Origin of the sequence: Crocosphaera sp. UHCC 0190, from assembly GCF_034932065.1 — a bacterium.
GTDB lineage: Bacteria > Cyanobacteriota > Cyanobacteriia > Cyanobacteriales > Microcystaceae > UHCC-0190.
In genome coordinates, this window is the sequence record NZ_JAYGHP010000002.1 from 399,237 (window position 1) to 413,496 (window position 14,260).

Sequence of the window (14,260 nt, forward strand, 5' to 3'; positions counted from 1 at the left end):
TATTTTAAGAGCATTTGGTATCAAGGAATACGGTTTTGAGGTGAAGAATATATATCAAAAATACAAATGTATTACATATTTTTTGTAACGTTAGGCTTATTATAAAATTTCAATTGAACGAATAACAATCACAGGGTATCGTTTAGATGGTATTTATTCGGTAAAATGTTTTATTTATCAATAAAAATCAAAAAATTATGCAAGAATCTATTTTTAGAAAATCTGCCATTCCCGTTGCTATCGGCAGTATTATTATGGTCATTATTTTTGGCATAGCCTGGTTTAGAGATCAAAATGATGTTTATACTTTAACCCTAGCAACAGGCAGTAAGAGTGGTCAATATTATGCCTTTGGACAAGCCTTATCAAAGGTTGTTAGCAGACATAACCCTCATCTGAAAATTAAAGTAATAGAAAGTAGTGGTGCAGTCGAAAACGTTCAATTACTCCAAGACAATAAAGTTCAATTAGCCTTTGTTCAAAGTGATACCAATGTCAGTCCTTCAACCAAGGCAGTGAGCTTTCTTTTCCCGGAAATGTTTCATCTGATTGCCCGTAAAGATTCTGGAATTAAAGAAATCAAGGACTTAGAAGGAAAGGGAATTGCTTTGATGCCGCAAGGGAGTGGTTCTTATACCATGTTTTGGGTATTAAGTGAGCATTACCAATTAGATAAAACCCGACTGCAAACAAATTCAATGATGCCATTAGAAGCACATGAGGCATTAAATCAAGGAAAAGTTGATGCTTTATTTCGTTTAGTTGCCTTGGGGAATCCTGCGGTAATTGAATTATTACAAAATCCCCAATTAGAATTAATTCCAATTGATCAAGGTGCCGCCCTGAAATTAAATTTACCAGCTTTAGAAGAAATTTCAATTCCCAAAGGGGCTTATAATGGTTCTGTTCCTATTCCACAGCAAAATTTACCAGGGGTTGGAGTGCGGGCAGTTTTAGTGACTCGTAAGGAAATTAAGCAGGAAATTATTTTTGAAATTACCCGAATTTTATATGAAGCGAGAAATGATTTAGTTAAGGAATTTCCCCAAGCAGCCATGATCAATGAACCGAATAATTATCGTAATTTAGGATTTTCGTTTCATCCAGGGGCGTTAGATTATTATAATCAAGGTCAACCCAGTTTTATTGTGGAATATGCTGAACCGATTGGGTTATTTGTATCTGTATCGGTTTTGTTTATTTCAGGAATTTGGCAATTACGTTTATGGTTAAAAGGAAAGCAAAAAAATCGGGCTGACCTTTATAATTTACAATTACTCGGAATTATTGCAAAAATTCAGACTATTGAAGATGTAAACCAATTAAACGCCATACGATATCAATTATTAGAGATGTTAGAGAAAGTGATTATTGATTTAGATAAAGATCTTATTTGTTCTGAGTCTTTTCAATCCTTTACCTTTCCTTGGCAGGTGGCTTTATCCAGTATCCATCAGAGGGAAACTTTATTAATTAGAAAACAACAGCAAAAAATGATTATTGTCGATGAAAATTAAAACCGATTAGGGGTAAACAGCAAATAAACATCTTCTAGTTTAAATCGTTTTCATGGGTATCCCTATTGAACCGATAACCCTTTAGAAGCTAACCAATCTTTGTTATAAATCCGAGACTGATAACGGGCCCCACCATCACATAACACAGTTACGATGGTATGGCCTGGCCCCATTGCTTTGGCTAAAGCGATCGCCGCCCCCACATTAATCCCCACAGAGCCGCCCATAAATAAGCCTTCTTGGTACATTAACTGATAGATGACTCTCAAAGCTTCATGGTCATCAATTTGAATGGCATCATCAATAGGAACCCCTTGCATATTAGCGGTAATGCGACTGTTACCAATACCCTCAGTAATAGAACTGCCTTGAGGATTAATTTCCCCTGTTTTCACATAACTGTAGAGTCCGCTGCCCATGGGATCAGCAACAATACATTTGATCTCAGAGTTCTTCTCCTTAAAAAATAATGCCCCCCCTGCGTAGGTTCCCCCGGTTCCGGTCGCTGATACCCAAGCATCAACTTTCCCATCGGTTTGCTGCCAAATTTCGGGGCCTGTGGTTTCATAATGGGCCAATCGGTTGGCTAAATTATCAAATTGGTTAGCCCAAATCGCGTTATCTAATTCTTGGGCAACTCTACCCGAAACTTTGACATAATTATTCGGGTCTTTGTAGGGAACAGCAGGAACTGTCCGTACTTCGGCCCCCAATGTTCTCAAAAGGTCAATTTTCTCTTGAGATTGGGTATCTGGAATAATAATTAGGCATTTATAACCTTTGGCATTACAAATATGGGCTAACCCGATACCCGTATTCCCTGCGGTACCTTCGACGACGGTTCCCCCAGGTTTGAGGAGGCCTTTTTTTTCTGCATCTTGAATAATATATAAGGCAGCCCTATCTTTAACGGAACCCCCAGGATTAAGAAATTCTGCTTTGCCTAAAATTTCGCATCCGGTTTCTTCACTAAAACTGTTGAGTCGAATTAGGGGTGTATTGCCAACTGTACCAATAAAGCCGTCTTTAATATCCATAATCCTCTGTATTGTCCGACAATCCCTATTGATCAATAGTATCAGATGCTTACGGCAACACCAACCCCAGAAATTTTTGCTACAATTAGAGTCTATGATCATCAATCGGTTAATTTATGGCAAAACGATTAAAGCGATGGGAATCCCCCCGTCGTCAAGGACGTAATGATAAGGGACGCGGAGGAAGCGCAAGACAGCGACAACTCAGAAAACAGCAACAAATGTTACGCAAAAGGCTGAAATCTGACTCAGATAGGAAGAAACAAATTAGAGACAAGGAAGAGAAGTTAAATCCTCTTCCTTTTCGTTTTTTAGAAGTAAAAAGAATCAGTTAAACCCGTTAAACACTATTTTTTTTTCCTACATTCTTTAAAGCATCTAACGTAAAGTCAAAATAAGATCCTAACCACCTTAATATATCTTGGGTTCCTGCCATTTCCCAAATCCAAAGTAATAAAGTGGGATTCGTTCTAGCTGCTTTTAAAGCGAGTCGGGTAAACATTAACCAAGTCGTTTTGTCCTTAATAAAGGTTTCAGAAACATCAGAAGGAGAGTCTGCTAATAACCCAAAAAAGGTATTTAACATGGAATTAATTTGCTGTGGAGGCAAGGTTTTTCCGGTGGGAACCATCATCCCTTTAGAAAATAACCAAGTTACCGCCACATTACTTTGATAAGCGCGAATTTGGTTTAAATTTTTAGCGGTTAAATTATCATTTTTTAACGCCTTTTCTAATAGACGAGTTAACCTGCCTAAGTTGCGAACTAAAGAACCAAATCCTGTAAAAATTAAGGGAGATTGTAAGGAAGCAGAATCCCCAATGGCTAATAATCGATCAAAGGCTACTTTGCGATCACTTTTCCCAACAGTAAAATGACCGGGAATATAGCCAAAAGTGGGTTTTTTCCAGGTTAATTCTTCTAAGTTACAACGACGATATTCTGGTAAAATATGGAAAAAATCTTCATACATTTCCAACAACGAACCAGGGTTATCAGGATGAACTTGATGATAATGAAATAGATAAAAGGTTAACTCTTTATCCTCCCCTGGAAACAATTCCCAAATCAACTGTCTTCCGCGAGAAATATCCCCATGAGAATTTAATACATCCCCATATCTTGCGTCCCAAACTTCCTCAGATAATCCTTCAATTACTGCTCCAACGGTAGGACAAACACTATCAAATGTCCGTTTACCATTAAGTTGCCAAGCAATAGGTGAAGTCGTACCCATCGCATCCATCAATAATCTGCATCTAACTTTTTTGGTTTCTGTTGTTTCCAAATCAACTAAGTTAACTGTTACCCCATCAGGATCAATATTCGCTTTAATAAATTCTGTTCTCTCCCAAATATCTCCTCCCGCTTTTCTTAATTTATCCCCACATAATCCCAAAAATTTAGTCGAATCAATGGCGATATTTAAAACTGTCGGTGTATGCAAAATATTGGCTTTCAGATGAGAAGGATTATTGCCATCAAAAAATTTACTAAATCCATCGATATATTCTCGCGCAATAATCGATTCAAATTCATCTTTTGTGAATAAACCTAACTCAATTAAACTCTGAAATTCTGACCGAGAAATATTCCATTCTCGGTTCATGCGTCCAAAGACTAACCGTTCCACCAATAACACCCGATAGCCCAATTGTGCCATGACGGCTGCATGAATCGCCCCCAATGCCCCCCCAAGATAAATTAGGTCATAGTTGGTCAAAGTTGTTTCATCGAGGCTCTTTTGCTGAAAAATGACCTGTTTGGGTTGTTGTGGGTTCTTAACATTTTCTCGCCACCGTTTTTCCCACCAGTAAACTCGCTGTAAGTCTGTCTCCCCTTGGGGCATTTTACGGAAAAAATGCACCGTTTTAGGATAATAAGGGGTTAAGGCTGCAAAAATTGATGTTTCTGAGAGATCTAATTCTGGTAATTCAGGATATTGCTGGGGAAACTCCTGTCTCATCTCTTGCTGCAACTGCATACAAACGTACTGTTCACGAGGGAAAGGTTTTTCACCCCAGCGAAAGATTTTCAGATAGGTAGTTCTTTGTACTGACCAGACAAAAATTGATAATTCCGTTTCAGGAATCCCCTGAGTCGAAGATGAAGATTGATCTACAACTTGCAAACGAATACCATCTGGTGTGATAATTTTCTTTCCCACGACTGGTGTCCACTGCTGTTGTAACCAGCGACAGACAAGGGGAGTATCAGGGGTTGGAACTTCGAGGTAGAGAATTTCTTGCATTTTGATATGTTAAGAAAACCAAAATTAAGCAAAAGTACAGAGTAGAGTTGCTTGAAAGTACGCTAGACTTTCCGTTACTGTATTCTGAAAGTACACTTTAAAAAAGTTTACATTTTCTTGGTCGATCCGGATTATTCAATATTTTATTTACCCGTTATGCATTATCCCATTCCAGCAAGTCGTGAAGAAATATTTGCTTTAAGAAGCAGACCAGTCGATGAAGAAATGATCGCAGTGGCTATCACTGGGGTTGTCAAGCTTGCCCGTTCTCAGGGACAATCCTTAGATGATTTAACGGCTGAAGTCTTGCAAGAAGATCCCCTGTTAGATCGGGTTCAACGTCGTTGGTTGAGTAATTTAGTGGAACAGGCATGGCAGGCATTGCCATAAAAGGGCAAGTTGTGCTTATCCGGCAAAATTAAAACAATCTTTAAATTTCCCCAATCAATTAAACGTTAAAAACTTATCAAACTCAGGACAACAAAAACAGCACTCAAACACCTATAATAACCCCAGAGAATCGAGGCATAAGGCTGTTAATCACTGCCCTTGATTAGCTAAACTGCAACAATGGTATATCTTGTTATAGGCTCATGTGGAAACCCTTAAAACTTGCTCCTTGGGCGATCGCAGCTAGTGCGGCCTGGTCTTTAGGCTTCATTTATAATGTCTATTATGGTGGTGAATTAAGCTGGTTACGGGCCATGTATTTGGAAAAAATGTCCCTCGCGGCCCAAATTCAAACTTCCCCCAGATTAATCATTACAGGGGGGTCAGGGGCCCATCATTCCATTAATTCTGAGGTACTTGAACAAAAATTAGGCATTAGGGTCTTCAATTTGGGGTTAGATGGCCCAGTGGGACTTGATGTTATTCTCCCCAGTGTTCTCGAAGCAGTTCGTCCAGGGGATATTGTTCTCTTAATTCCCGAAGACTTGATTTTGCTAGATGAGGACGGGTTGCTTGATCGTTCGGCCCCCTTTGGTATTGCCATCGGACAGCCAGGACTAGGGAACATTCCTCCCAGACAATTAATTGAAAGCTTCTGGATGCAGGGTATTCCTACCCTCCGAGCCGTAACTAAATCAACGGTAGACTTAGTAGAAAAGGGTCGTATGACAGGATATTATTCCGATCCCTTAACTTCCCATGGCGACCCCAGTACCACAAAATATCGTGAGGGTAAATGGTGGACAAGGACAATTGACAACTCTATTTCTCCCCATGCGGTTCAACGAATTAGCCAATTTCGTCAAGAATTAGAAGCTAAAGGTGCAACTTTAGTTCTATCTTTACCTTGGGTTTATAATAGTCATGATCCAAAAAGTATGGGAAATATGGAAAAAATCACGCAAAAACTAAGTCAAATTGCCCCCTTAGTTTATGATAAAAATGATTATAATTTGAAAACAGATTCTAGTTTATTCGCAGATACTCATTATCATCTTTTGCTTGAAGCTAGAAAGATTCGCTCTCAAGCATTAGCTGAACAACTCAAACCGGTTCTTAAGGAATTAGAAGTTTTACCCGCTCAGAATTTTGATAAACAATGAACCCTGAAACTCCCTCAAAATTAACTAAAATTTTTGGTTTAGATTTACGCTCCTTGGCGGTTTTTCGCATGGGTTTGGCTTTAGTCGTCATGGCTGATTTATTAAGTCGAGCTAAGGGAATTAATGCCCATTATACCGATGCCGGTGTACTTCCTAGAGAAATATTAACTCAACAACTACTTCATCCTTGGTATTGGTCTTTTCATTTAATTAGTGGTGATTTTTTCTTCCAAGTATTTCTCTTTTTAATCGCTTTTTTAATTGCCTTAGCTCTATTAGCAGGTTATCGTACCCGACTGGCTATTATTGCAACTTGGGCTTTAAATGTTTCCTTGCAAAATCGTAATCCTGCTCTGATTTTTGCGGGAGATGATGTCTTAAGAGCCATGCTATTTTGGGCAATGTTTTTGCCGTTAGGTTGTGCTTATTCCCTCGATAGTGCCTTAAATTCTTCCCCTAAACCATTACCAAAACGGTTTGTGAGTGGGGCAACCTTTGCTTTTATTGTACAACTTATTTTTATTTATACTTGGTCAGCCGCTTATAAAACCAAAAGTGAGCTTTGGTGGCCTGATGGAGATGCCGTTTATTATTCTTTAAGTTTTGATCAATATGCTACAGAATTTGGTCATTTTTTATTAGGGTTTCCTATTCCTATTCTCAGAATTTTAACCTTTGGTGCTTTAATTTTTGAATGGGTTGGCCCGTTTATTATTCTGATTCCTTTTCGCACTAGCTTTTTCCGATGTTTAGGGATTATTTCTTTTATTTTCTTACATCTTGGCTTTGAATTATCCTTTTCTATTGGGGTTTTAAGTTATCTGAGTGTGGTCAATTGGTTGACCTTAATTCCCACTGAATTATGGGATAAGGGAACGCAACTAATTAGCACCACTGCACGGAAAGGATTAACTATTTATTACGATGCAGATTGTGGATTTTGCAAGAAAGTTGTTCATTTTATCAGGACATTTTTGATTTTGCCAGGAACCCCTTTATTAATCGCTCAAGATCATGAATCTATCTATGCAGATATGTTAGAAAAAAATTCTTGGGTTGTAGTTGACTGGGAAAATAAACGTCATTATAAATTTGAAGCGATAGCTTATGTGGTTAGTTTATCCCCTATTCTCTATTTGTTTGCCCCTCTTTTGCGTTGGCAACCTCTGATGAATGTTGGCACAAAATTTTATGAAACCATTGCTTCAAATCGTAAATTTGCGGGTAATTTTACTCGTCCTTTCAAGTTTCGTCCTTTGCAAGTAAATTCATCCCTACCCTTTAATATTATTACTTTATTTCTGCTGTTTTTAACCACAATGTGGAATCTGCAAAGCTTTGTCGATCAAACCGTTGCTCGTCGTCCCTTGAAAGATGATTGGATTAATAAAACTCATCACTTTTTAAATCGTAAAACCTTTCAAACAATCAATATAATTGGTTATATAACTCGTTTAGATCAGTCCTGGAGTATTTTTGCTCCTGCACCCCCAAGAGATGACGGTTGGCACGTGATTGTCGGAAAATTAAAGGATGGAACGGAAGTCAATATTCTTGATGAAAAGCGTCCTATTAGTTGGGACAAACCTACATTAAAAAATCGTCAAACCCTCTATCAAACCATTCAATGGCGCGTTTATTTTATTAATTTGAATCGGACAATGGGCAAAAAATTGTATCCCCATTTTGCTGATTATCTTTGTCGAGAATGGAATAAAAAACATTCAACAGATCAACAATTAGAGAGTTTTGAAATTTATTTTATGGACGAAAGAACTGTCCCCCCAGGAGAAACCCAAAGAGTCGAAAAGAAAAAAGTTTGGCAACAATCTTGTTCTGGTGAGTAAGGCGATCGCTGAATTTCTCTCATGAGATATTTTTGGGTAAATTTTAACTTAACACCATACTCTAAAAAAATCAGAGAAAATATCCAATAATTATAATGTTTGTGGGCGAAATTCATATAAACAGTAACGGTTACGCCCTGTAGCTTTCGCTTGATACAATGCCTGATCAGCAGCTTTAATCAGTTTTTCTGGAGAAACATGAGCAGTGGGAATAGTAGTTGCTACCCCCAAACTTAAGGTAACATAGGGACTGCACTGGGAACAACAATGAGGAATCTTTAAATTTTCTACTCCTAAACATAGCTGTTGAGCAACTTTTTCTGCCCCTAAACTATTAGTATTAGAAAGAATAATGACAAACTCTTCACCACCAAAACGAGCCACTAAATCCGCTGGACGCTTTACTAACTGTTTCATCAGTTTAGTGACTTTTTGTAGACATTTATCTCCCGCTTGATGAAAATAACAATCATTGTAGAGTTTGAAATAATCAACATCGCCTAAAATCAAAGAAATAAACTTTCTTTCTCTGGCTAATATTTTCCATTCTCGTAATAGATATTCATTAAAATAACGACGATTATAAACTTGAGTTAATTCATCAACATTCGCTAAATATTCTAGCTCTTTTTTAGCCTGTTCTAACTCTTGAGTTCTTTGAATTACTTTTTCTTCTAATGTTTGGGAATATTCTTTGAGTTTTTCATAATATTGAGCCGTTTGAATGGCGGCAGCGGCTTGAGAGGTTAAAGACGTAAATAACTTTAATTCTTCACTTGTATAATTAGTGGGTTGAACATGACTCACTTTAATCACACCAATGGTTTGATTTTGTACTTTTAGCGGCGCACAAATGAGGGATTTGGTGTTTGGATCATCAGCAATATATCGAGAATCTTCACTAACATTATTGACGATTTCTGCTTTTCCAGAACGCAACACATGACCGGAGATACTGCTAATAGTTCCTTGACTCTTGTAGCAGATTTTCCCTTGATAGGAAAAAACTTCTAATTCTCCTCGTTGATTCAAAAACTTGAAGGAAATATTATCATTTTTTAGCAGCTTATTAGTTTCTTCAACAACCACATCCATGATTTCTTGAAGGGTTAAACAAATAGAGAGTTTATGGGAAATATCTGAAAGAAAATTGATTTCTTCATACTTTTCTAATGTCTCAATAGCTAAGGATTTTTTTTCAAATTCCTGATAAGCAGCATGAGTTAACATCTGAGCAATAATTTGTGCCGTTTCTTCTCCATGAATTTGCCCAAGAATTTGCTCATTAAGGGTAATTGGATAATGACAAGGAAAAACGCCATTAAACTCACCCAAAACCATATTTCCTTGCTCATCAGTGATGAGGAAGGAAGTATTTAAAGCTAAACTGAGATTTTTAATCAGGGAACAAAGCTCCGGTTTTGCCAAAAGCTTTTTCAATTTAACCTGAATCATGATCGGTTAGGGCGAAGGTCTGCAACTCTTTTAATTATACTTGATTGATTCCCAAAATTTCTTTAGACTTCTTCAGCACTTCTTTGGGACGGAAGGGTTTAGTAATATATAAGTCTGCACCGACGGCTATGCCATTGTCTCGATCAAATGCCTGTCCTCTCGCCGTTAAGAGAATGATATAGATATCAGCAATTTTCAGGGTTTGCTTGACTTGTTCACAGACTTCTAACCCACTCATTTGGGGCATCATCACATCTAAAAATACTAAATCAGGTTGTTCTTTTTGAATAATTTCTAGAGCCTCTGTGCCATTTCTTGCTGTTAATATTAAAATTTCATTTTCTTCTTCCAATTCCTCTAAAATTTGCTCCATCAAAATCAGAATATTCGGTTCATCATCAGCTATTAAAACTTTTTTCATTGTGTTTTGTTAAAATAAAGAGTCAGTTAAACAAAAAAGCAGACGCAGAAATTAACCTTTTGTTAACAAAAGGTTAATGTTGAGAGATAAAAAAATATCTTAAACAGAGTCATGATAATTTTTTTTTGATATTTTTCAATTAAGTTAATTGATTAATGGGCAGTTTAACAAAGAAAATTGTGCCTTTTCCTAATTGACTTTCTAACCAAATTTGTCCACCATGTCGTTCAATAATTTGTTTACAAATTGATAGTCCTAATCCCGTTCCTCTGGGTTTATTGGTTAAAATATTCCCCACTTGTTGAAAAGGCTCAAAGACTTTGCCATAATCATTGTGCGCGATTCCGATACCCGTATCCGTGATCTTAATCAATAAATCTTGGTGATTTACCCTTGCTTGACAGGTAACTGAGCCAATTTCCGTAAATTTAACGGCATTAGAAAAAAGATTAATAAATACTTGAATTAAGCGATCTTCGTCCCCAAAAATCAGTGGTAAATCTGGTGGGAAGTCTTGCAATAAAGACAAATTTTGATCTTCAAACAGATAAGATGTTGCGGCGATCGCCCTTTCTAAAATTAGGGAAGGAGAGACTTGAGAAAAGTGCCATTCCACCTTACCTGCTTCCATTTTAGCCATATCTAAAACATCATTAACTAAACTGGTGAGGCGTTCTGATTCTGAAACAATAATATCAAGGTTTTGTTTCACCCGTTCCAGTGCTTTTTCAGTTGCCTGATCCTTCAGATTAAGCTGGGGAAAAATGACCTTATATAGTTTATCTCGAATCAAAGAAGCAAACCCTAAAACAGAGGTTAAAGGCGTTCTTAATTCGTGGGAAACCGTCGCCAACAAATCATCTTTTACCCGTTCTGTCTCTCGTTCTTTGGTAATATCTCGAATTAAAATTACTGCCCCTAAATATTCTTCCCTCTCTTCTCCTTGTTCTTTAATAATATTACTAGCCAAGGCTTGACCAATGCGTTCTTGGGACAACTTAACTTCTCCCGTAATCACCTCTTTTTGGTCAAGTTTCTTTTGTTCGATCAGTGCCGATAATTCCGCTGGAAACACCTCATGGGCCTGCCTTCCTTGTGGGGCTTCTGTTAGATTAAACATGGACAGTAAGGCTGGATTAAAACGGGTAATTTTTCCTGAGTTATCGATAACTAACAAACCATCTCCCAAATTATCCACAATAGCATTAAGATCAGCCAGGGTACTTTGTAAGACATCAGACTGCTGTTGAGTCTGGGTTAATAATTCTGTTTGATCGATGGCAACCCCTAACTGGTTAGCCACCTGTTTCAGTAAGTTCACCTCTCGTTTTTGCCAAGAACGGGGGCCCGTATTCTGATAGACCCCTAATAGTCCCCATAATTGATTTCTCACAAAAACAGGCACTACCACGAAGGCCCTCACTTGAAATTGCGCCAAAATATCAATATGACATGGGGTTAATCCAGCTTGATAAATGTTACGAATCGCCCAGGTTTCGTGGTGACGATATCTCCCCCCTTGAGTTTCTTGAAGATAGGTGTCTTCCCACATCGGTTTTTCCCCGAATTCTCCCGTTAAAGGTTTCCAACCTTCCCCAAGGGACTCATAAAGAAATTCACCATCCCAATTGTCCAAGAAACGATAAACCACCACGCGATCGCACTGCAACATCTGTCTCACTTCTTCCGTGGTGGAATAAAAGATTGATTCGAGATCTAAACGTTGACGAATACGCTTAATTACCCTAGCTAATGCCTTTTCTTGGGCGGCAATTTGGGCTAGACTTTGTTTTTGTTGCTGCACTTGCTCTAAGGCGTTTTCCAGGGCTTGAGAGCGTTCTTGGGTTTGTTTTAATAATTCGGCTTGTTGTAAGGCTACGCTGAGGTTAGTAGCAATTTTGGTAATAAACCCCTTTTCTGAGGTTTTCCACTGACGGGGGCCCGAACATTGATGAATACATAATAACCCCCAGAGTTCCTCCCCTTTCAGTAAAGGGGCCACTATATTTGCCCGCACTTGAAACTGGGCCAATATGTCTCGATAACAGTCTGATAAGTCAGCTTTTTCTACATCATTAATAGTACAAACATGACTTTGTTGATAATAGGGCGCACTATGTCTGGCAAAACAATTATCTTCCACTTGGGCCGTCAAAGCGGAAATATATTCGGCGGCCACATCTTCTGATACTAATTCTGCTAGGGAAAATTCTGAATCAGGATCAAATTGAAACACGGCGACTCGATCTGCTTTGAGGAGATAACGGACTTCCGTGACAGCAGTTTGAAAAATGGTATCTAAATCGAGGGTACGACGAATTTTATCAATGACTTCAGACAAGGCCCGTTCTTGTTGCACTGCGATCGCCTGTTCTTGAGCATAGTCTTGAATTTGTTGTACATAAAAAGTTTGTTGCAGGGCAATACTGACATGGTGGGCCACCTGTTGTAATAACTGCACTTCATCGCTTTGCCAATTTCGGGACTGGGTATGTTCAAACCCTGCGAGTAGTCCCCAAAGTCGTAACCCTTGGAACAGGGGAACGACGGCCATGGATTTCACCCCAAAGCTTTCTAAGATTTCCAGGTGACAACGAGAGGAGCGATCATCTGTTTCAATATTATTAATGACACAGGTATGATTTTCTTGAAATCTTCCCCCTTGGGTTTCTTGTAAATATTCATCATCCCAACGACGGCCCACTAAAGCTAAAAATTCCCTAGGATCTGATTCAAAGATAAATTTACCCCCATAGTCGGGATCAAATTGATAAATGGCAATATGTTCTACCCCTAAGAGTTTTTGCACTTCTGTGGCGGCAGTTTGAAAGATGGTATTTAAGTCGAGGGTTCGACGAATTTTATCGATTACAATGGCCAGCGATCGCTCTTTTTGGTTAGTCTTAGCGAGGGTTTCTGTTTGTTGTTTTAAGGCGGTTTCTAGGGCTGTTTGTAGTTGTTCTTCGTGTTGTTGGGTTTGGGCTAATAAGTTGGCTTGTTGTAGGGCAATGCCTAGGTTTACTCCCACTTGTACCATAAAATTGATTTCTGCATCTTCCCAGTGACGAGGCCCTGAGTTTTGATAAGCGGCTAATAACCCCCAAAGGCAGTTATTTTTGTAGAGGGCAACAATAATATAAGCTTGGGCTTCATATCTTTGGATTAGTTCGATATAACAATCAGGAAATCCTGCTTGATAGATGTTATCACAGACTCGCAATAGGTCTTGAGGGGTAAAGATTCTCCCTTCTGTGCTTTGTAAGTAACTGTCGCTTAGTTCAGGGTTTCCTAATAATTTGAGGCGACATTCAGCAATTCTGGCACCAATGGCCAAATCTTCTTGTTGTTTGCTGAGTAAAGATGTCCAGCCCTCTCCCACAGATTCCATGATAAACTCTCCACTGTAATCGTCATGGAGGCGATAAATAGCTACTCGATCTGCTTTGAGGAGTTGACGGGCTTCTTGGGTAGCTGTGGTTAAAATGGTATTAATATCAAGCGATCGCCGAATTTTATCAATAATTTTGGCAATGGTTTCCTGTCGCTGTACAGCTTGCTCTACTGCTTCATTTAAGTGTTTTGCTTGATTTTGTTGTTTTTGGTACATTTCGGTTTGTTCTACGGCGATACTTAAATGAAGGGCGATCTGTTGCACAAACAGAATTTCTGTCTCTTCCCAATAACGGGGTTGTGAGCAATGATGAATCAGCAACCGTCCCCAAGGTTGTTTTCTTTTGTAGATGGGAACCACAATTTGCCCTTGACAATCCCATTTTTGCACCAGGGAACAATAGCGATCTGGTAAAATAACTGATTGAAAATCATTGACTAACCACAGTCCGTCGGGTTGGGCATAAATTTGATAAGCTTCTTCTAATTTATGATCCCAGGGCAACTGTTGACTAGCGTAGATATCAGGCGATCGCCCACTTCCCTCACTCACCCACCCCTGATGATTCGAGTCTAAGGGATAAATGCCTACCCGATCTGTCTTTAATAGCTGTCGAACTTGATTGGTCGTCAATAGAAAAATCTGCTCTAATTCTACGAATTCCTGGATTTTTTTGACTATTTCTCTTAAAAACTCCTGCTGAGCCATTAATAAAGGGTTTTGCTTCATTGGCATCCGATAACTCAGGGAAATATCACATAATCCAAATTATAGTTTAATCTAAAATT

10 protein-coding genes are annotated in these 14,260 nt (G+C 38.5%); 5 read left to right on the top strand and 5 right to left on the bottom strand.

Features of this window, described 5'->3' with window-relative positions:
* Positions 1-197: 197 nt before the first annotated feature.
* Positions 198-1,517 carry a TAXI family TRAP transporter solute-binding subunit gene (locus tag VB715_RS05020; protein WP_323300093.1) on the top strand — a complete coding sequence of 440 codons (1,320 nt, stop codon included), beginning with the start codon at positions 198-200 and terminating at the stop codon, positions 1,515-1,517.
* Between the two features lie 62 nt (positions 1,518-1,579).
* On the opposite strand, the gene VB715_RS05025 is transcribed toward VB715_RS05020, so the two are convergent.
* On the bottom strand, positions 1,580-2,554 hold the full coding sequence (locus VB715_RS05025; RefSeq protein WP_323300094.1) for a cysteine synthase A: 975 nt from the start codon (positions 2,552-2,554) through the stop codon (positions 1,580-1,582).
* A gap of 116 nt (positions 2,555-2,670) precedes the next feature.
* On the opposite strand from VB715_RS05025, the gene VB715_RS05030 reads away from it, so the two are divergent.
* Entirely contained in the window at positions 2,671-2,889 is a 219-nt protein-coding gene (locus tag VB715_RS05030; protein ID WP_323300095.1) for a hypothetical protein, read from the top strand.
* 5 nt (positions 2,890-2,894) lie between these two features.
* Here the strand turns inward: VB715_RS05030 and VB715_RS05035 are convergent, their stop codons facing one another.
* Entirely contained in the window at positions 2,895-4,805 is a 1,911-nt protein-coding gene (locus tag VB715_RS05035; RefSeq protein WP_323300096.1) for a flavin-dependent dehydrogenase, read from the bottom strand.
* Between the two features lie 156 nt (positions 4,806-4,961).
* Here VB715_RS05035 and VB715_RS05040 point away from each other — a divergent pair, with 156 nt between their 5' ends.
* The 3 genes from VB715_RS05040 (at position 4,962) to VB715_RS05050 (ending at position 8,205) form a co-directional block, all read left to right on the top strand.
* Positions 4,962-5,195, top strand: coding sequence for a hypothetical protein (locus VB715_RS05040; protein ID WP_323300097.1), 234 nt, complete (start codon positions 4,962-4,964; stop codon positions 5,193-5,195).
* A 203-nt stretch (positions 5,196-5,398) separates the two neighbouring features.
* Positions 5,399-6,358 (top strand): hypothetical protein, encoded by a 960-nt coding sequence (locus VB715_RS05045; RefSeq protein ID WP_323300098.1) that lies wholly within the window; start codon positions 5,399-5,401, stop codon positions 6,356-6,358.
* Positions 6,355-8,205: a DCC1-like thiol-disulfide oxidoreductase family protein gene (locus tag VB715_RS05050; protein WP_323300099.1), complete on the top strand. Its 1,851-nt coding sequence runs from the start codon at positions 6,355-6,357 to the stop codon at positions 8,203-8,205. The genes VB715_RS05045 and VB715_RS05050 overlap by 4 nt, the downstream gene beginning before the upstream one ends.
* Positions 8,206-8,295: 90 nt before the next feature.
* On the opposite strand, the gene VB715_RS05055 is transcribed toward VB715_RS05050, so the two are convergent.
* From VB715_RS05055 to VB715_RS05065, 3 genes are all read right to left on the bottom strand, one after another.
* Positions 8,296-9,660 (bottom strand): diguanylate cyclase, encoded by a 1,365-nt coding sequence (locus tag VB715_RS05055; protein WP_323300100.1) that lies wholly within the window; start codon positions 9,658-9,660, stop codon positions 8,296-8,298.
* A 34-nt stretch (positions 9,661-9,694) separates the two neighbouring features.
* Entirely contained in the window at positions 9,695-10,081 is a 387-nt protein-coding gene (locus tag VB715_RS05060) for a response regulator (RefSeq protein WP_323300101.1), read from the bottom strand.
* Positions 10,082-10,220: 139 nt separating this feature from the next.
* The gene (locus VB715_RS05065) at positions 10,221-14,207 is read right to left on the bottom strand and encodes a GAF domain-containing protein (protein WP_323300102.1); all 3,987 of its coding nucleotides are present in this window, start codon (positions 14,205-14,207) and stop codon (positions 10,221-10,223) included.
* Between the last annotated feature and the right edge of the window lie 53 nt (positions 14,208-14,260).

What these genes read in the sequence shown, in the direction of transcription:
- VB715_RS05020 (WP_323300093.1), top strand. Translation starts at nt 198, where the DNA reads ATGCAAGAATCTATTTTTAGAAAATCTGCCATTCCCGTTGCTATCGGC.
- VB715_RS05025 (WP_323300094.1), bottom strand. Translation starts at nt 2,554, where the DNA reads ATGGATATTAAAGACGGCTTTATTGGTACAGTTGGCAATACACCCCTA.
- VB715_RS05030 (WP_323300095.1), top strand. Translation starts at nt 2,671, where the DNA reads ATGGCAAAACGATTAAAGCGATGGGAATCCCCCCGTCGTCAAGGACGT.
- VB715_RS05035 (WP_323300096.1), bottom strand. Translation starts at nt 4,805, where the DNA reads ATGCAAGAAATTCTCTACCTCGAAGTTCCAACCCCTGATACTCCCCTT.
- VB715_RS05040 (WP_323300097.1), top strand. Translation starts at nt 4,962, where the DNA reads ATGCATTATCCCATTCCAGCAAGTCGTGAAGAAATATTTGCTTTAAGA.
- VB715_RS05045 (WP_323300098.1), top strand. Translation starts at nt 5,399, where the DNA reads ATGTGGAAACCCTTAAAACTTGCTCCTTGGGCGATCGCAGCTAGTGCG.
- VB715_RS05050 (WP_323300099.1), top strand. Translation starts at nt 6,355, where the DNA reads ATGAACCCTGAAACTCCCTCAAAATTAACTAAAATTTTTGGTTTAGAT.
- VB715_RS05055 (WP_323300100.1), bottom strand. Translation starts at nt 9,660, where the DNA reads ATGATTCAGGTTAAATTGAAAAAGCTTTTGGCAAAACCGGAGCTTTGT.
- VB715_RS05060 (WP_323300101.1), bottom strand. Translation starts at nt 10,081, where the DNA reads ATGAAAAAAGTTTTAATAGCTGATGATGAACCGAATATTCTGATTTTG.
- VB715_RS05065 (WP_323300102.1), bottom strand. Translation starts at nt 14,207, where the DNA reads ATGCCAATGAAGCAAAACCCTTTATTAATGGCTCAGCAGGAGTTTTTA.